Annotated in this window: 16 protein-coding genes and 1 pseudogene; 12 read left to right on the plus strand and 5 right to left on the minus strand. The window is 72.8% G+C overall.

Going from position 1 to position 16,992, the window contains the following annotated elements; genetic code table 11:
- The first annotated feature begins 3 nt into the window (after positions 1-3).
- Complete coding sequence (locus tag R2740_RS03740) at positions 4-600, plus strand: hypothetical protein (RefSeq protein ID WP_371301353.1); 597 nt, start codon at positions 4-6, stop codon at positions 598-600.
- A gap of 107 nt (positions 601-707) precedes the next feature.
- A complete protein-coding gene (locus tag R2740_RS03745) occupies positions 708-2,690 on the plus strand; it encodes an ATP-dependent DNA helicase (protein ID WP_371301646.1) in 1,983 nt (660 codons plus the stop codon).
- On the opposite strand, the gene R2740_RS03750 is transcribed toward R2740_RS03745, so the two are convergent.
- Complete coding sequence (locus R2740_RS03750) at positions 2,594-3,412, minus strand: phosphatase PAP2 family protein (protein ID WP_371301354.1); 819 nt, start codon at positions 3,410-3,412, stop codon at positions 2,594-2,596. The two genes, R2740_RS03745 and R2740_RS03750, sit on opposite strands and share 97 nt — an antisense overlap.
- A gap of 317 nt (positions 3,413-3,729) precedes the next feature.
- Positions 3,730-4,461 (minus strand): transcriptional repressor LexA, encoded by a 732-nt coding sequence (gene lexA / locus R2740_RS03755; protein ID WP_371301355.1) that lies wholly within the window; start codon positions 4,459-4,461, stop codon positions 3,730-3,732.
- 222 nt (positions 4,462-4,683) lie between these two features.
- Between lexA and R2740_RS03760 the strand changes: the two genes are divergently transcribed.
- From R2740_RS03760 to R2740_RS03775, 4 genes are all read left to right on the plus strand, one after another.
- On the plus strand, positions 4,684-5,493 hold the full coding sequence (locus R2740_RS03760; protein ID WP_371301356.1) for an SDR family NAD(P)-dependent oxidoreductase: 810 nt from the start codon (positions 4,684-4,686) through the stop codon (positions 5,491-5,493).
- Between the two features lie 240 nt (positions 5,494-5,733).
- Positions 5,734-6,135, plus strand: coding sequence for a LysM peptidoglycan-binding domain-containing protein (locus tag R2740_RS03765; RefSeq protein WP_371301357.1), 402 nt, complete (start codon positions 5,734-5,736; stop codon positions 6,133-6,135).
- Positions 6,136-6,316: 181 nt separating this feature from the next.
- Positions 6,317-7,621 (plus strand): DUF2254 domain-containing protein, encoded by a 1,305-nt coding sequence (locus R2740_RS03770; RefSeq protein ID WP_371301358.1) that lies wholly within the window; start codon positions 6,317-6,319, stop codon positions 7,619-7,621.
- Positions 7,621-8,043, plus strand: coding sequence for a DUF3052 domain-containing protein (locus R2740_RS03775; RefSeq protein WP_371301359.1), 423 nt, complete (start codon positions 7,621-7,623; stop codon positions 8,041-8,043). Before R2740_RS03770 ends, R2740_RS03775 begins: the two co-directional genes overlap by 1 nt.
- 13 nt (positions 8,044-8,056) lie before the next feature.
- Here R2740_RS03775 and R2740_RS03780 read toward each other — a convergent pair whose 3' ends face one another.
- Positions 8,057-8,377 carry a hypothetical protein gene (locus tag R2740_RS03780; protein WP_371301360.1) on the minus strand — a complete coding sequence of 107 codons (321 nt, stop codon included), beginning with the start codon at positions 8,375-8,377 and terminating at the stop codon, positions 8,057-8,059.
- A 36-nt stretch (positions 8,378-8,413) separates the two neighbouring features.
- Here R2740_RS03780 and R2740_RS03785 point away from each other — a divergent pair, with 36 nt between their 5' ends.
- The 4 genes and pseudogenes from R2740_RS03785 (at position 8,414) to R2740_RS03800 (ending at position 14,535) form a co-directional block, all read left to right on the plus strand.
- A complete protein-coding gene (locus R2740_RS03785; RefSeq protein ID WP_371301361.1) occupies positions 8,414-9,574 on the plus strand; it encodes a sorbosone dehydrogenase family protein in 1,161 nt (386 codons plus the stop codon).
- A 315-nt stretch (positions 9,575-9,889) separates the two neighbouring features.
- Positions 9,890-10,432, plus strand: a complete 543-nt coding sequence (nrdR, locus tag R2740_RS03790; RefSeq protein ID WP_371301362.1) for a transcriptional regulator NrdR — start codon at positions 9,890-9,892, stop codon at positions 10,430-10,432.
- 165 nt (positions 10,433-10,597) lie between these two features.
- Positions 10,598-13,465, plus strand: a complete 2,868-nt coding sequence (locus tag R2740_RS03795) for a vitamin B12-dependent ribonucleotide reductase (protein WP_371301363.1) — start codon at positions 10,598-10,600, stop codon at positions 13,463-13,465.
- A gap of 270 nt (positions 13,466-13,735) precedes the next feature.
- Positions 13,736-14,535: pseudogene (locus R2740_RS03800) on the plus strand (ADP-ribosylglycohydrolase family protein).
- Positions 14,536-14,539: 4 nt separating this feature from the next.
- On the opposite strand, the gene R2740_RS03805 reads toward R2740_RS03800, so the two are convergent.
- Entirely contained in the window at positions 14,540-14,995 is a 456-nt protein-coding gene (locus R2740_RS03805) for a TA system VapC family ribonuclease toxin (RefSeq protein WP_371301364.1), read from the minus strand.
- A 2-nt stretch (positions 14,996-14,997) separates the two neighbouring features.
- A complete protein-coding gene (locus tag R2740_RS03810; protein ID WP_371301365.1) occupies positions 14,998-15,243 on the minus strand; it encodes a CopG family transcriptional regulator in 246 nt (81 codons plus the stop codon).
- Between the two features lie 96 nt (positions 15,244-15,339).
- On the opposite strand from R2740_RS03810, the gene R2740_RS03815 reads away from it, so the two are divergent.
- Positions 15,340-15,942, plus strand: a complete 603-nt coding sequence (locus R2740_RS03815) for an ArsR/SmtB family transcription factor (RefSeq protein ID WP_371301366.1) — start codon at positions 15,340-15,342, stop codon at positions 15,940-15,942.
- Positions 15,935-16,735 (plus strand): SRPBCC domain-containing protein, encoded by an 801-nt coding sequence (locus R2740_RS03820; RefSeq protein WP_371301367.1) that lies wholly within the window; start codon positions 15,935-15,937, stop codon positions 16,733-16,735. Before R2740_RS03815 ends, R2740_RS03820 begins: the two co-directional genes overlap by 8 nt.
- The last annotated feature ends 257 nt before the right edge of the window (positions 16,736-16,992 follow it).

Below are 16,992 nucleotides of genomic sequence, written 5' to 3' on the forward strand. Positions count from 1 at the left end.
GCGATGAGGATGCGTCGCGCCCTGCTGGCGGGCGTCGCGGCGTGGCTGGCCGTGGTGCTCGTCGGTGCCACGGTGGTGTGGGCCGTGATCTCGCGCGCCGGCCAGGAGCTGAGCTCCGGAGACGGCTTCGCGCGAGCCGGCTCGGCGGCCACCAGCGCCGGGCCCAGGACGACCTCGCCGAGCGGCCCCCTCGTGAAGCGCTCCCACAAGCCGTCGGGCAAGCCGAGCACGAAGGCCACCTCGCCGAGCACGCCGCCCACCAGCTCCGCGCCCACCGACGAGGCCACGCCGACCAGCCCGCCTGCCTCCAGCAGCCCGCCGAAGCCGCCGTCGACGCCGAAGCCGCCGCCGGGTTCCACCAAGCACACCGCCACCTGGATCGAATCTCCCGGGCGGCTGACGGCCACCTGCAACGGCGCGAAGCTGACGATCAACTCCCTGATCCCGAACGACGGATGGGAGTCGGAGAAGCCCGAGAAGAAGTCCGACAGCGTCTTCGAGGTGCACTTCCACAGCGAGAAGTCCGACAAGGAGGTCGAGCTCACCATCGCCTGCGTGGCCGGCCGACCGGACTTCCACACCCACGGCGACGGCGACTGACCGCCTCGTCGGTCTGCTCCCTGTGGAGCCTCGGCGTCCACGTCGGCCGCCGCGGATAGGGTGCCGTGGTGCCTGCCGACGCCGAGACCTCCTCTTCGGAGCAGCCCATGGCCGGCAACGACGTCGAGCGACTGCTGGCGCGCGCGGTCGAGGCGCTCGGCGGCACCGAGCGGCCGGGCCAGGTGGCGATGGCCGAGGCGGTCGCCGAGACCTTCGCGACCGGCGAGCACCTGCTCGTCCAGGCCGGCACCGGCACCGGCAAGTCGCTGGCCTACCTCGTGCCGGCGCTCCTCCACGACCGGCGGGTGGTGATCGCCACGGCCACGCTGGCCCTGCAGCACCAGCTCGTCGAGCGAGACCTGCCGCGGCTGGTCGAGGCGGTCGCCGAGCCCGGCCTCGACACGTCGTACGCCGTGCTCAAGGGCCGCTCCAACTACGCCTGCCTGCACCGCATCCGCGAGGGCGTGCCCGACGACCAGGGGGTGCTGGTCCAGGTGCCCGAGGGCACGATGGGCGCCGAGGTCCTGGCGCTGCGTGCGTGGGCCGAGGAGGAGGCCGAGCAGGGCGGCACCGGCGAGCGCGACCACGCGCCCCGGCACACCGACCGGGTCTGGCGCCAGGTCAGCGTGTCCCACCGCGAGTGCCTCGGCGCGGCGAAGTGCCCGTTCGGCGGCGAGTGCTTCGCCGAGCAGGCGCGCGACCGCGCCCACCGGTCGCACCTGGTCGTGACCAACCACTCGCTGCTGTCGATCGACGCGATCGAGGGGGTGCCGATGATCCCCGACTACGACTGCGTCGTCGTCGACGAGGCCCACGAGGTGACCGCGCGGGTGACCCAGGCCGCCACGGACGAGCTGGCCGTCGCCGACGTGGAGCGGGCGGCCAAGCGCTCGCAGCGGTTCGTCGAGGGCGACCAGGCCGACGACCTCGACGACGCCGCCGGGGCGCTGGCCGACGCGATCGCCGACCTGCCCCCGGGGCGCTTCGACCGGATGCCCGACGAGCTGTCCGACGCCCTCGTGCTGGTGCGCGATGCCGCTCGGGCGTGCGTGTCGGCCTACCCCAAGGAGAGCGGTGCCCAGGAGGGCGGCGACGTCGATGCCGGGCGCACCCAGGCGCGGGGGGCGGTGCAGGAGGTGTTCGCCGTCGCCGAGCGGATGGCCGCCGACGCCGAGGGCGACGTGCTGTGGCTCGCGGAGGGCGGCGACCGCAGGCCGCCGCGGCTGCACGTGGCGCCGTTGCAGGTCTGGGGCCCGATGCGCGACAAGCTGCTGGCCGACAAGGCCGTCGTGTTCACCTCGGCCACGCTGATGCTGGGCGGCGACTTCACCGCGGTCGCCACCTCCGTCGGGCTGCGGCCCGACGAGCAGCGCGCCGCCGATCGGTCGGAGCCGGCGGCCGAGCCCGGCGAGGGAGTCGTGCCGTGGCGTGGCCTCGACGTGGGGTCGCCGTTCGACTACGGCCGCCAGGCGATCCTCTACGTCGCCCGGCACCTGCCGCCCCCGGGCCGCGACGGCCTCGGGGAGGCCCAGCTCGACGAGATCGTCGAGCTCGTCGACGCGGCCCAGGGCCGCACGCTCGGGCTGTTCTCCTCGCGCCGGGCCGCCGAGGCCGCGGCCGAGGTCGTCCGGGAGCGGCTGCCCCACCTCACCACGCTGGCCCAGGGCGAGGCGCAGCTGCCCGAGCTGGCGCGCCAGTTCGTCGACGACCCGCACACCTGTCTGTTCGGCACGCTGTCGCTGTGGCAGGGCCTCGACGTGCCCGGCGACACCTGCCAGCTGGTGCTCATCGACCGCATCCCGTTCCCCCGACCCGACGACCCGCTGATGTCGGCGCGCCAGCGGGCCGCCGACCGGGCCGGCGGCAACGGCTTCATGCAGGTGGCCGCCACGCACGCGGCCCTGCTGCTGGCCCAGGGCGCGGGCCGGCTGATCCGGACGACGGAGGACCGTGGGGTGGTCGCGGTGCTCGACCCACGGCTGGCCACCGCCCGCTACGGGTCCTTCCTGCGCGCCTCGCTGCCTCCGATGTGGTCGACATCCGACCCGGCGGTGGTCCGACAGGCGCTGGCCAGGCTGGCCCAGGGCTGATCCGGGACCGACGCCAGCCGGTCCTCGAGTGCGGCCGAGGGCGCGGGCCCGGCCTGCTCGGGCAGGTTGCCGACCAGCAGCCAGGCGGCCAGCACCACGGCCCACCCGCCGACCACGTCGAGGGTCCAGTGGTTGCCGGTGCCGACGATGACCAGCGCGGTGCCGGCGGCATAGGCCCAGGCCAGGGCGCGGGCCCACCGGGCGGACACCTCGCGGCTGACCACCAGCGCCACCCACAGCGCCCAGCCGGCGTGCAGCGACGGGAAGGCGGCCAGCTCGTTGGTGTACTCACCCAGCCCCCGCGGAGCGGAGGCGTCGGCCCCCCACCAGCCGTCGGTGGCCGTCAGGTGCAGCACGTCGACGTAGCCGGGCATGAACCGCGGCGGCGCCAGCGGCATCATCAGATAGCACGCCAGCGCCGCGACCGAGGCCAGCACCAACGCCCTCCGGGCGGGGAGGTACGACGACGCGCGGCCGCGCCGGTAGAGCCACAGGAGCACCGCCGCCGTGACGACGTAGTGCAGGGTGGCGTACCAGTAGCTGCCGACCAGCCGAAGCGTCTCCGAGGAGAGGAAGAGCTGGTTGAGCGGCGCCTCGAGGTCGAGACCCAGCGCACGCTCCACCGACTCCGTCGCGACCGCCCGCTCGCGGGCCATCGTGAGGGAGTCGTCCGCCAGCAGGCGCGTCGCCGAGTAGCCGGCGTAGAGCACCCCCAGGAGCATGACTTCGTAGATCCCCCGTCGAGTGCGCCGGCCCACGGATGTCCAAGACAGGGCGAGGCTCACCCCTCCATCCTGCCGCCCGGACTCAAGGCGCGGCCACCGGGTTTCCCCTGAGAGCACCCTGGATCGGGCGTCAGGGCACGCCGCTCGAGGAGCGGACGCCCGGTGTCAGCGAGCGACGAGGATGAAGGCCAGCAGCGCCACGCCGATGAACGCCCAGGTGAGCAGGCGAACGCGCGCAGGCGAGAGAACGGGGGCCGTCATGACGCCGAGCCTAGCCCCGCATCCGGGGCCGCGCCGGAGAATCGGCAGACCCGTCAGACCCGCCGCAGCACCGCGGTGACCCGGCCGAGGATCGAGGCGTGCGTGCCGTCGATCGGGTCGTAGCGCTCGTTGTGGGGGAGCAGCCAGACCTGGCCGTCGCGGCGCTGGAAGGTCTTCACGGTGGCCTCGCCGTCGAGCAGGGCCGCCACGATGTCGCCGTTGTCGGCGTGCTGCTGCTGCTTGACCACGACGTAGTCGCCGTCGCAGATGGCGGCGTCGATCATCGAGTCGCCACGCACCTCGAGCAGGAACAGGGTGCCGTCGCCGACCAGCTGCTTGGGGAGCGCGAAGACGTCCTCCACCTGCTCCTCGGCCAGAATCGGCCCACCGGCGGCGATCCGGCCGACCATCGGGACGTAGGCGGTCGGGGTGACGGTGTCGCCGATGCCGGTCTCGTCGATCGAGGTCTCGTCGGCGGCGCCGATCGAGCGGCGTGCGGCCAGCACCTCGGGCAGGAACACCTCCAGTGCGCGCGGCCGGTTGGGGTCGCGCTTGAGGAACCCCTTCTCCTCCAGGACCCGCAGCTGGTGGGAGACCGAGGAGGAGGAGGTCAGCCCCACCGCCTCGCCGATCTCGCGCATCGACGGGGGATAGCCGCGCTTCTCGATGGAGTCCTTGATGGTCGCGAGCACGCGCTGCTGGCGAGGGGTCAGCCCGGTCGCGTCCGCTGCGCCGTCGGGCAGCTCGGTGACGTTGTCACGTCCCGCTGTGTCGCGTCTGGCCATGTCCCCTCCTGGGGTCGCCGGCCGACGCTGGGCGCCGATCCGTGCGTGCTTCGTGTGGGTGCTGCTCGCTCGACCCGGGTGGTCGAGCCGGAGTCTCCACGCTAGCCGGGCTCGCCGACGACTTCAAACAGGTGTTCGAACGGCGTGTCGCGGGCGGGAGGGCCTATCCTGGCGCCCACGAATCGGTGTGATCGGCCTGCTCGGGGGCGGGAGGAGGCTGGCATGGGGGCAGGCGCGCGCGGGGTCGAGCCGGGCGTGGCCGTGGTCACCGGAGGAGCGTCGGGGATCGGCCGAGCGATCGCCGCACGGCTCGTGCGTGGTGCTCATCGGGTGGTGCTGACCGACCGCGACGAGGCCGCGGCCCGGCGTACCGCCGCGCAGCTGGGGGCCCGGGCCGGGCTGCGGCTCGACGTGCGCGACCCGCAGGCCCACCACGACGTGGCGGCGGCGGCCGGGGAGCTGGGCCGGGTGCGCGCCTGGTTCAACAACGCGGGGGTCGCGCCCGACGGTGACCTGGCGGCGCTCTCGGACGCCCAGGTGCGCGAGGTCGTGGAGGTCAACCTGCTGGGTGCCCTGTGGGGGACCAGGGCGGCGTTCCAGGCGTTCGGCTCGCAGGGCGGCGACGTGGTGATCACCTCGTCCCTGTTCGGGCTCGGTCCCGCCCCCGGCCTCTCGGCCTACGCCGCCACGCAGGCGGCGCTGATCTCGCTGGCCACCTCGGTGCACGGCGAGACGCCGCCGGGCGTGCGGATCCACGCGCTGTGCCCCGACGGTGTCGACACCGAGATGCTCGAGGCGATGAACCCCGCGGGTGCCGGCCACGCGCTGCTGCACTCCGGCCGCGGGCTGCTCACCCCCGAGGAGGTGGCCAGGGTGGCCGTCGGGCTGCTGGGCAGCCGGCGGGTGGTCCGGTCGCTGCCCGCCTGGCGAGGCGCGATGGTCCGGGGGAGCGGCCTGGTGCCGGGGCCGGCCACGCGGGCGCTGCCGAGGGTCGTCGGTCGGGGTCGACGGGCCGCGGCCCGGGCCGACTGAGCCCCCTCGGGTCCGACCCCGACGCGCCGTCGAACATTTGTTCGGCCAGGTACTTGATTCGTTCGAACACCTGCTCTAACGTCGTACACATGTTCGATCGAAAGTCTGATCGACTGGCTCTTCCGGGGCTCCCCGAGACCGCGGTCCGGGTGACTGTCGGTGGCCGGCGATAGACATCGGTCTGACCAGGCACCGACAGGCCGACCGACGACGAGCCGGCCGCTTCCCCAGGAGGTCCCGATGAGCACCCTCACCGTCACCGAGCTGCGACCGCCGACGACCCGGGCGGTCCGCCCGACCCGTGTCCCGCGGCCCGCCGCCGAGACCCGTCGCGCACCGCAGGGCGAGCTGCGGCTCACCCGTCGCGGGCGCATCGTCGTGGTCGTGGCGGCCCTGCTGGTGCTGCTGGCGGCCGCGGTCTTCGCCGGTGCCGGATCGGTCGCGACCGAGCGCCCCGGCACGCCCGAGCCGACCCGCACCGTCGTCGTCGGCCCCGGCGACACGCTGTGGGGGATCGCGGCCGAGATCGCGCCCGACGGCGAGGTGCGCCAGATGGTCGACCACATCGAGCAGCTCAACGCCCTCGACTCCGCGATGGTGCAGGCGGGCCAACGACTTCAGGTGCCGATCGCCACGCCGTGACGGCGAGGCGCTGGAGCACTCACGAGCTGTCACCGGCCGACTCGACCCCGGCCGGTGCGCACCGGGGAAGACGAGGGGCGGGGTCCGGGGGGACCCCGCCCCTCGCGGTGTCCCGCGGGCGGTGGGCGGTCCGTTAGGTTGCAGGAGCGGCCGCGGGGCTGCGTCGATGCGGGGAGGGCTGATGCGGCAGCGACTGATCCGGCTGGTCGACCAGCTGCGTGTCAGCTTCTGGTTCCTGCCTGCGCTGCTGCTGCTCGCCGCCACGGTGCTCGCCTGGGGAGCGCTGCTCGCCGACGCCGCTCACGACGGCACCTGGGGCGGGCTGCTCTTCAACGGCGGCCCGCAGGGGGCCCGCACCATCCTCGGCACGATCGCCGGCTCGATGGTGACCGTCGGCACCACCGTCTTCTCGATCACGATGGTCGCGCTCACCCTGGCGAGCAGCCAGTTCGGGCCGCGGATGCTGTCCAACTTCCTGCGCGACCGCGGCAACCAGCTCACGATCGGCCTGTTCCTGGCCGTCTTCCTCTACAGCCTGATCGTGCTGCGCGGTGTCCACGACCGAGCCGGCGGCGTCCCCAACCTCGCCGTCAGCCTGGCCATCGTGCTGGCCGTCGCGGCGCTGATGGTGCTGGTCTACTTCATCCACCACATCGCCACCTCGATCCAGGTGATGAACCTGGTCCAGTTGCTCGCCGACGACCTGAGCGCCGGGCTGGACTCCTCCGTCCCCGAGGCAGGGGAGTCGCCCGACGTCGTGGTGACCCGTCCCGAGCTGCCGCCCCCCGGCCACGCCGTTGACGCGGCTTCCAGCGGCTACGTGCAGTACGTCGACCGCTCCGCGCTGGTGCGTCGGGCGGCGGAGCGCGACCTGGTGCTGCGACTGCTGGTGCGTCCCGGCCGGTTCGTCGTGGCCGGCTCCCCCCTGGCCCGGGCCTGGACCGCCGACGGCCGCGCCGCCACCGACGAGCAGTGCGCCGACCTGGCGGCCCTGGTCAGCGTCGGCCCCCGCCGCAGCATCGCCCAGGACGTCGAGTTCCCGATCCGACAGCTGGTCGAGGTCGGTCTGCGCGCGCTGTCCCCCGGGATCAACGACCCGACGACCGCCACCGCCTGCCTCAACCAGCTCAGCGTCGGGTTGAGCCGGGTCGCGGACCGGCCGATGCCTCCCGACGTGCATCCCGACGGCGACGGCGTCGCCCGGCTGGTCCAGGAGGGGCCGCTCACCTGGGCGCGGCTGGTGGGCGGTGCCTTCGACCAGCTGCGGCAGGCCGCCGGCGGGCACGTCGTCGTCCACCTGCACCTGCTGGAGGCGCTCACCACGATCGCGGGACGCACCACCCGGCTCGACCGGCTCACCGTGCTGCGCCGGCAGGGTGACCTGGTGTGGGAGGCCGCCCAGCAGGCGGTGGCCCAGGCCGCCGACCTCGAGGTCGTCCGCCAGCGACACGCCGCCCTGCTCGCCGCGGTGGGGGGAGCCGGCTGATGGCCGGCTACTCCGGCACCCCGCTGCCCCGCAAGCTCGGGGTCAAGGACGATCACCTGGTGCTGCTGGACGGCCTCCCGCCGGGGGTCGACCTCGGCGATCTGGGTGCGGCCGAGGTGGTGACCCGCCTGCCGCGCCGACCCCTCGACCTGACCGTCACCTTCCACACCCGGCTGGCCCCGCTCCGTGCCCGGCTGCCCGCCCTGATCGAGCGCACGGCGGCCGCGGGCATGATCTGGGTCTGCTGGCCCAAGAAGACCGCCCGCGCCGAGGTGGAGCGCTCGCTGGGGGTGAGCTGCGACCTCGACGAGAACCTCGTCCGCGCCCTGGCGCTGGAGCTCGGCGTGGTCGACGTCAAGGTCGCCGCGATCGACGAGCACTGGTCGGGGCTCAAGCTGGTGCGCCGGCTCGTCGACCGCTGACCGGCCGCAGACCTCAGTCGGGCGAGGAGTGCCGGCTCGGTGCCGGGCCGCTCAGGCCGACGGTCCGGCTGAGCCGGGAGACCAGCATCAGGCCACCGAACAGGCACAGCACCGCGCCCAGCGAGACCGCGCCGAACGCCAGCCAGCCGGGTCCCTCGCCGGCCCGGGCCGCGGCCCCCCAGCGGATCGCCAGGAAGACCAGCAACCCCCAGACGGCGGCGGAGGCGAGGATCGCCACGGCGTAGGCCGCGACGTCGCGACGCCAGCGGACCGGCGGCCGCTCGCCGCGCCGCGCACCGGCCCGACCGGGCCGCGCCGCTCCGTCGTCGCTCACCCCGGCATTGTCGCCCAGCCACTACGGTGTGGGCCCATGACACCCCGGCTCCCCCTCCTCCGGCCGCTCGCCCGAGGCCGCACCGCCCGTCGGCTCGTCGTGCCCGCGACCGTGCTGGCGGCGTCCGTCGCGCTGCTGCCGGCGCCGGCGCACGCCGCGCACCTGCCCAGCGGGTTCCGGCAGAGCACCATCGCCACCGGCCTGGTCGCACCGATCGACCTGGAGGTGGCCCCCGACGGCCGGGTGTTCGTCGCCGAGCAGGCCGGCCGGGTGCGAGTGCTGCGCAAGGACGGCAAGCTGGTCACCTTCCTGACGCTGGGCAACCGGGTCGACCACACCGACGAGCGGGGACTGTCGGGGATCGCCCTGGACCCGTCGTTCGAGACCAACGGCTACGTCTATCTCGACTACACCCGCAAGGCCACCGCCACCGTCGGCGCGCACAACGAGGTGATCCGGGTGACCGCCCAGGGCAACAAGGCGGTCGCGGGCAGCGAGAAGCGACTGTTCCGTCTCGACCGGCAGCGCTCGACCCACCACGTCGGCGGGGCCCTGGAGTTCGGCCCCGACGGCAAGCTCTACATCACCTCGGGCGACAGCCAGCACGGCGCCAGCGCGCCGCAGCTGACCAGCCTGCTCGGCAAGGTGCTCCGCATCAACCGCAAGGGGTCGATCCCGAAGTCCAACCCGTTCTACGACCGCGCGAGCGGGCGCAAGCGGGCGATCTGGGCGCGCGGGCTGCGCAACCCGTTCAAGCTGTCCAGCGACGGCACCCGGCTGTTCGTCAACGACGTGGGCGAGCAGGCCTGGGAGGAGATCGACCAGGTGCGCAAGGGCCGCCACTACGGCTGGCCGGCCAAGGAGGGTCCCGAGTCGGTGCCGGCCTACACCCCACCGGTGTTCGCCTACCAGCACGGCACCGGCAACAAGCGCGGGTGCGCCATCACCGGAGGGGTGTTCTACACCCCGCCCGCGGACGCCGCCGGCGCGTTCCCCTCGGGGATGGCCGGCGACTACTTCTTCGCCGACCTGTGCCGCGGCTGGATCCGGCGCTACGACGTCGCCAGCGGCACCGCCCGCGCCTTCGCCACCGACTTCCCCACCCGCCAGCTGGTCGACCTCGAGGTCGCCCCCAACGGGTCGCTGCTGGTGCTCCGGCTGAACGGCAAGATCACCCGGATCCGGCACACCGGCTGACCTCCGGCCCCGGGCCCCCGCGGGGCGTGCCGGCCGTCGCGACACGCCGGGCCGCGGGCGCCGTCGGGGCCCGCGGTGCGGCGCTGACCTGCGGTTTTGCGGTCCCTCCCGATCGGTGTCGATCAGTTCGGGGCAACCCCTTGCCAACGCAGGGGAGTCGACGTACGGTAACCACAACATCTAGTGGATTACAGCGATGTAGTTCTCCACATCTAGTCGGAGAGATCATCCACAAGAGCTCCCGCCGGGGATGCACAGGCGTCCCCGAGTTGTTCACAGAAGAGACCCGTTTTTCCACCGCGAAGGAGGCCGGCTGTGCACTGTCCCTACTGCCGGCACGCCGACACCCGGGTGCTCGACTCGCGGGTCTCCGACGACGGGAGCTCGATCCGGCGGCGGCGCACCTGCCCCACCGACGGCGGGGGCTGCGGCAAGCGGTTCACCACCGTGGAGCAGATGCAGCTCACCGTGCTCAAGCGTGCCGGCGTGAGCGAGCCGTTCCACCGCGACAAGGCGGTCTCGGGCGTCCGCAAGGCGTGCAAGGGCCGTCCGGTCACCGAGGACCAGCTCGCCGTGCTCGGCCAGACCGTCGAGGACGCCCTGCGCGCCGACGGCTGGGCCGAGGTGCCCGCCCACGAGGTGGGCCTGGCGATCCTCGGCCCGCTGCGCGAGCTCGACGAGGTGGCCTACCTCCGCTTCGCGAGCGTCTACCGCGCCTTCGAGTCGGCCGACGACTTCGAGAGTGAGATCTCGCTGATGCGCGCGGAGCGCGCAGCCCGCGAGATCGAGTCAGGCGACAGCGACGGCGCCGAGCATGAGGCGACCGCGGCCGAACCCCAGCCCCTCCCGACGGGCTGACCACCGACTGCCCGGCACGTAGTGGGGAAGCTGCGTGCCGGGCGCACCACCTCTGCACCACCTCCGCATCACCTCCGCGCCGTCCACCCGACGCCGCGGCGTACCACCCGCACCAGCACCGAAGCTCAGCACGGCACCGAACCAGGCACGACGAAGGGGACCCAGATGACCGAGACGGCGAACGCCGGCACCTCCACCCGCAAGGCCGCGGGTGCTGACACCGGGACGGGGCTCAGCCTCACCCGGGTGTTCTCCACCGAGGGGACCCACCCCTACGACGAGATCACCTGGGAGCGTCGCGACGTCGTGCAGACCAACTGGAAGACCGGGGAGACGGTCTTCGAGCAGAAGGGTGTGGAGTTCCCCGACTTCTGGTCGCTCAACGCCTCCACGATCGTCACCACGAAGTACTTCCGTGGCGCGGTCGGCACCGACGCCCGCGAGTGGAGCCTGCGTCAGCTGGTCGACCGGGTGGTGAAGACCTACCGCGCGGCCGGTGAGGAGCACGGCTACTTCGCGACGCCGGCCGACGCCGACGTGTTCGAGCAGGAGATCACCTGGCTGCTGGTGCACCAGTACTTCTCGTTCAACAGCCCCGTCTGGTTCAACGTCGGCACCCCGTCGCCGCAGCAGGTCTCGGCCTGCTTCATCCTCTCGGTCGACGACTCGATGGACTCGATCCTCAACTGGTACAAGGAGGAGGGCTTCATCTTCAAGGGCGGCTCCGGTGCCGGTCTCAACCTGTCCCGGATCCGCTCGTCGAAGGAGCTGCTGTCCTCCGGCGGCACCGCGTCCGGCCCGGTCTCGTTCATGCGCGGCGCCGACGCGTCCGCGGGCACCATCAAGTCCGGCGGCGCCACCCGCCGCGCGGCCAAGATGGTCGTGCTCGACGTCGACCACCCCGACATCGAGGAGTTCGTGGCGACCAAGGCGCGCGAGGAGGACAAGATCCGCGCGCTGCGCGACGCCGGGTTCGACATGGACCTCGGCGGTGCCGACATCACCTCGGTCCAGTACCAGAACGCCAACAACTCGGTGCGCGTCTCCGACGAGTTCATGCGCGCGGTCGAGGACGGCCGCGAGTTCGGGCTGCGCGCCCGGCAGACCCACGAGGTGATCGAGACCATCGATGCCCGCGAGCTGTTCAAGAAGATCAGCCAGGCCGCGTGGGAGTGCGCCGACCCCGGCCTGCAGTACGACGACACGATCAACGACTGGCACACCAACCCCGAGACCGGTCGGATCACCGCGTCCAACCCCTGCTCGGAGTACATGTCGCTCGACAACTCCTCCTGCAACCTGGCCTCGCTCAACCTGCTGAAGTTCCTCACCGACGACGACACCTTCGACGCCGTCCGGTTCGCGCAGGCGGTCGAGCTGATCATCACCGCGATGGACATCTCGATCTGCTTCGCCGACTTCCCGACCGAGTCGATCGGCGAGACCACCCGCGACTACCGCCAGCTCGGCATCGGCTACGCCAACCTCGGTGCGCTGCTGATGGCGATGGGGCTCGGCTACGACTCCGACGGCGGCCGGTCGATGGCGGCGGCGATCACCTCGCTGATGACCGGCACCTCCTACAAGCGCTCCGCCGAGCTGGCCGCGGTGGTCGGCACCTACGCCGGCTACGCCCGCAACGCGGAGGCCCACCAGCGGGTGATGCGCAAGCACCAGGCCGCCAACGACGTGGTCCGCACGCTGACCCCGGTCGACGGCGCGGTGCACCAGCTGGCCACCCGGGCCTGGGCCGACGTGGTCGAGCTCGGCAAGGTCAACGGGTTCCGCAACGCGCAGGCCTCGGTGCTCGCGCCCACCGGCACCATCGGCTTCATGATGGACTGCGACACCACCGGCATCGAGCCGGACTTCTCGCTGGTGAAGTTCAAGAAGCTGGTCGGCGGCGGCTCGATGCAGATCGTCAACCAGACGATCCCGCGGGCGCTGACCAAGCTCGGCTACGACACCGAGAAGGTCGAGGCGATCGTCGACTACATCGCCGAGCACGGTCACGTGATCGACGCGCCCGGCCTCAAGCCGGAGCACTACGAGGTCTTCGACACCGCGATGGGCGCCCGGGCGCTGGCCCCGATGGGCCACGTGCGGATGATGGCGGCCTGCCAGCCGTTCCTGTCCGGCGCCATCTCCAAGACGGTCAACCTGCCGGAGACGGCGACCGTCGAGGAGATCGAGGACATCTACCTGCAGTCGTGGAAGCTGGGGCTCAAGGCCACCGCCGTCTACCGCGACAACTGCAAGGTGGGTCAGCCGCTGGCCGACGCCAAGGCCAAGAAGGCCGAGGAGCCGAAGGCCGAGGAGAAGGCCGTCGAGAAGGTCGTCGAGTACCGCCCGACCCGCAAGCGGCTGCCCAAGTCGCGCACCTCGCGCACCACGTCGTTCACCGTCGGCGGCGCCGAGGGCTACATGACCTCCGGCGCCCACGACGACGGCGAGCTCGGCGAGGTGTTCCTCAAGCTCGGCAAGCAGGGCTCGACCCTGGCCGGCGTGATGGACGCCTTCTCGATCGCGGTCTCCATCGGCCTGCAGTACGGCGTCCCGCTGGAGACCTACGTCTCGAAGTTCACCAACCTGCGCTTCGAGCCGGCCGGCCTCACCGACGACCCCGACGTGCGGATGGCGCAGTCGATCATGGACTACATCTTCCGGCGCCTGGCCCTGGACTACCTCTCCTTCGAGGACCGCTCGATGCTCGGCATCTACTCCGCCGAGGAGCGCCAGCGGCACCTCGAGACCGGCTCCTACGAGCCGCTGGTCGAGATCAGCGAGGCCGAGAGCCTCAAGGCCGAGCACCACGCCACCGCCGTGGAGATCGACGAGGTCGAGGGCGAGGTCGTCGACGAGGCCCCGGTCGCCGAGGCGCCCAAGGCCGCGCACACCTCCGCGGAGCTGATGGAGCAGATCACCGGCCACGCCGTCGACAGCCCGCTGTGCTTCACCTGCGGCACCAAGATGCGCCCCGCCGGCTCCTGCTACGTCTGCGAGGGCTGCGGGTCCACCTCCGGCTGCAGCTGAGTCGTCGCGAGGAAGCCCCGAGGTGTCGACCACCTCGGGGCTTCGTCGTCTGCGGAGCAGGCCCGCCGGGCGCGAGCAGTTCGTGGGGAAGGAGCCCTGATGAGCGATCCCGTGGGAGACCGCGCCGCTGGTGCCCTCCTCGGCACCGCGGTCGAATGCGCTCGGTGTGCCCTACGAGTTCGACCTCCCACCCGGGCCGGGCGAGTACGCCGAGATGCGGGGCGGCGGTCTGGGTGACTTCGCGCCGGGGAGTGGAGCGACGACACCTCGATGGCGGTGGCGATCGCTCGGGTGGCGGCCGCGGTGCCCGACCTTCGCACGGTCGAAGCGCTGGACCTGGTGGCGGAGGGCTTTCTCGCGTGGTTCGACGGGTCGCCCGCAGACATCGGCAACCAGACTCGGGTGGTGCTCGCCGGCACTCGCGCTCGGCTGAGCGCCGGAGAAGTGGGCGCGGCGCGGGTGATGAGGAAGAGGCGAGGATCTACGCGTTGAGCCACCAGCACTCGGCGGGCAATGGCGCCCTGATGCGGACGGCCGCCGTGGCCTGGCCGCATCTTCATGAGCGAGCGTCCTGCGCCGAGGCGGCCCGACTGGTGGCGTCACTGACCCACGCCGACCCGCTCGCAGGCGACTCCTGCGTGCTCTGGTCGGAGGCCGTTCGCGTCGCGATCCAGAGTGGCGAGCTCCGGGTCGATGCCGGGGTGGACCTCCTCCCGGAGTCGCGGCGCCGCGGGTGGGGCACCTGGTTGGCCGCAGCACGACAGCCCGCCGACGAGATCGTGCCCGGTGCTCGATTCGCTCCGAACGGCTACACGGTCACCGCGCTGCAGGCCGCGGTCGCGGCCATCCATCTGACCGCGGCGACCACGCCCTCCGGTCACCTGACCGAGGCGCTGCACGCCGCGGTCCGCGTGGGCGATGACACCGACACCGTCGCCGCGATCGCCGGCGCGCTTCTCGGCGCGGCGTACGGCGCCGTCGCCATTCCGACCGCCTGGCGTGCCGCGGTGCACGGGTGGCCGGGGCTCGATGGCGAGGACCTCGTCAGGCTCGGTCGGGCGGCGCTCTGACCTGCTACTGAGGCAGCACCAGCACGTGCCGACGGTCGGCCGGGGACAGCGACGAGGGGATCGCGGCATCGAAGGTGACGAGCAGGGCGCCGGTCGAGGCGGCCAGGTTGACCAGGTGGAGGTCGGTCACCTGTCGATGTCCGACCAGCAGCGAGACGTCGATGGCCGGGTCGGCAAGTGAGGTCGCATCGGGGATCATCCGCCACCGACCGTCCCGACGGAGTCCTTGGAGCACCGCCAGGACGTCACTGGCCCCGAAGGCCCGGCCCGTGACCCGGGGGTTGAGCAGCAGGCGAACCAACGCGGCCTCGGTCATGGACGAGGTGGCCCAGGGTCCCGGGTGTCCGCGAAGGGCGGCGTGGGCCGCCTGGTGATGGACGTGGGTCGACAGCGTCAGGGCAACGAGCACATTGACGTCACACAGCCATGCCGGTTCGCCGTCCGTGAGGCGCTCGGGCATGGTCACTCGTCGTCGCGGTGGGCGTTGACGAGATCGGGAGTGACCAGATGCTCGGGGTCCCCGGAGAGGATCGTGAAGGGCGCGTAGCCGACGTCCATCCGCGCGCTCTCGCCCGGGCCGGTCGGATCGACCCCGAGCCCACGCCGGGCCAGCTCGGAGACGGCGGCACCCAGGCTCACCCCGCGCGAGCGCGCGAGCGAGCGGGCCGCGGCGAGGACCGCGTCGTCGAGCTCGAGCGTCGTGCGCACCGAAGCATCATAGCATTACCACATCAACGTCAGAGAGTGGCGACCCGGGACGAGCAACGTCACTCGTATTGACAATCTGAATTGTCAAATAGCAGGATGCTCGACGTGCACGACCTCGAGGTGATCGACGAGCCCGCCACGGCGGTGGTGGCGCTGGACGCGACCCGCGCCAGGGTGCTGGCCGCGCTCGCTGAGCCGGGGTCGGCCACGTCGGTGGCGGCGGAGCTCGGGCTGCCCCGGCAGCAGGTCAACTACCACCTGCGCACCCTCGAGCAGCACGGTCTGGTCGAGCTCGTCGAGGAGCGGCCGCGGCGCGGGCTCACCGAGCGGGTGGTGCGCGCGACGGCGCGGGGCTACGTCGTCGCGCCGCCGGCCCTGGGCCGCGACGCCGCCCGGCCCGAGGGCGTCGACCGGATGTCGTCGCGCTACCTCATCGCGCTGGCCGCGCGCCTGGTCCAGGAGGTCGCGGCGCTCACCCGGCGCGCCGAGGAGGCCGGCAGGAGCCTCCCGACGCTGGCCATCGACACCGACCTGCGCTTCGCGAGCGCCGCCGACCGGGCGGCGTTCACCCGCGAGCTGACCGAGGCCGTCACCGGCCTCGCGGCCCGCTACCACGACGAGACCGCCCCGGGCGGCCGCTGGAACCGGCTGGTGGTGGCCGCCCATCCTCGACCCCGACAGGAGCCACCTCGTGACTGACCTCCCGCAGCTGCCCGAGCCCGTCCTCGACCCCGACCCCCAGCGCCGCGCGATCCGGCTGGAGATCGAGGTCCCGGGCACCCCGGAGGAGGTGTGGGCCGCGATCGCCACCGGGCCCGGCATCTCCTCGTGGTACGTCCCGCACACGGTCGAGGAGCGCACCGGCGGCACCGCCACCGCGTCGTTCGGTCCCGGCCCCGAGATGCAGATCGAGGGACGGGTGCACGCCTGGGAACCGCCGCACCGCATCGTCTTCGGCGGCGAGCGGCTCGAGGACGGGCTCGCCTTCGAGTGGCTGGTCGAGGCCCGCGAGGGCGGCACCTGCGTGGTGCGCCTGGTCAACAGCGGGTTCGGTGACGGTCAGCCCTGGGACGACCAGTACGACGACATGGTCGGCGGCTGGCGGCTGTTCCTGCGCAACCTCTGGCTGCACCGCACGTTCTTCCCGGGGCGGCAGGCGGTCGCCGCACTCCCGATGGCGTCCTGGCCGGTGGCCGGGGAAGCGGCGTGGTCGCGCCTCGCGGCCGGCTCGGGCCTGCCGCTGCGGTCCAGCCCGGGCGAGCGGGTCGCGGCCTCGGGTGCCGGCGTACCACCGCTGGCCGGGACCGTCGTCGAGGCGGGCCCGACCACGCTGACGCTGCTCCTGGACGAGCCTGCCCCCGGCACGGCGTTCGTCGCTGCGGAGGGCCAGGCCGTCTCGGTCTGGGCCTACCTCTACGGCGACCAGGCGGCGGAGCAGGCCGCCGCCCACCAGGAGGCCTGGCAGGCGTGGCTGGCCTCGGCCGCCGACTGAGTGGCCTCGACGTTGAGCAGCCCCGGCGGCCGCGGCGATGTCTACTGGTGCGTACGACGCACCAGGTGCGTCGTACGCACCAGTAGACATCCCCCGAGCGAGCCGCGTCGGGGGCCGGTGACCCGGTCTCGGGTTCGGGCCACCGGGCCCCACGCGGTGAGCGACCGCGCACGGCCCCCCACAGGCTCGTGTCTCGCCCCCCATCGGGCGCGGGCACTCACCAAGGAGACGGCGCCGGGCACGGATCATGACGCCGA

The organism is Nocardioides sp. (assembly GCF_041393715.1).
GTDB lineage: Bacteria > Actinomycetota > Actinomycetes > Propionibacteriales > Nocardioidaceae > Nocardioides.

What these genes read in the sequence shown, in the direction of transcription:
- R2740_RS03740 (WP_371301353.1), top strand. Translation starts at nt 4, where the DNA reads ATGAGGATGCGTCGCGCCCTGCTGGCGGGCGTCGCGGCGTGGCTGGCC.
- R2740_RS03745 (WP_371301646.1), top strand. Translation starts at nt 708, where the DNA reads ATGGCCGGCAACGACGTCGAGCGACTGCTGGCGCGCGCGGTCGAGGCG.
- R2740_RS03750 (WP_371301354.1), bottom strand. Translation starts at nt 3,412, where the DNA reads ATGCTCCTGGGGGTGCTCTACGCCGGCTACTCGGCGACGCGCCTGCTG.
- lexA (WP_371301355.1), bottom strand. Translation starts at nt 4,461, where the DNA reads ATGGCCAGACGCGACACAGCGGGACGTGACAACGTCACCGAGCTGCCC.
- R2740_RS03760 (WP_371301356.1), top strand. Translation starts at nt 4,684, where the DNA reads ATGGGGGCAGGCGCGCGCGGGGTCGAGCCGGGCGTGGCCGTGGTCACC.
- R2740_RS03765 (WP_371301357.1), top strand. Translation starts at nt 5,734, where the DNA reads ATGAGCACCCTCACCGTCACCGAGCTGCGACCGCCGACGACCCGGGCG.
- R2740_RS03770 (WP_371301358.1), top strand. Translation starts at nt 6,317, where the DNA reads ATGCGGCAGCGACTGATCCGGCTGGTCGACCAGCTGCGTGTCAGCTTC.
- R2740_RS03775 (WP_371301359.1), top strand. Translation starts at nt 7,621, where the DNA reads ATGGCCGGCTACTCCGGCACCCCGCTGCCCCGCAAGCTCGGGGTCAAG.
- R2740_RS03785 (WP_371301361.1), top strand. Translation starts at nt 8,414, where the DNA reads ATGACACCCCGGCTCCCCCTCCTCCGGCCGCTCGCCCGAGGCCGCACC.
- R2740_RS03795 (WP_371301363.1), top strand. Translation starts at nt 10,598, where the DNA reads ATGACCGAGACGGCGAACGCCGGCACCTCCACCCGCAAGGCCGCGGGT.
- R2740_RS03805 (WP_371301364.1), bottom strand. Translation starts at nt 14,995, where the DNA reads ATGCCCGAGCGCCTCACGGACGGCGAACCGGCATGGCTGTGTGACGTC.
- R2740_RS03815 (WP_371301366.1), top strand. Translation starts at nt 15,340, where the DNA reads ATGCTCGACGTGCACGACCTCGAGGTGATCGACGAGCCCGCCACGGCG.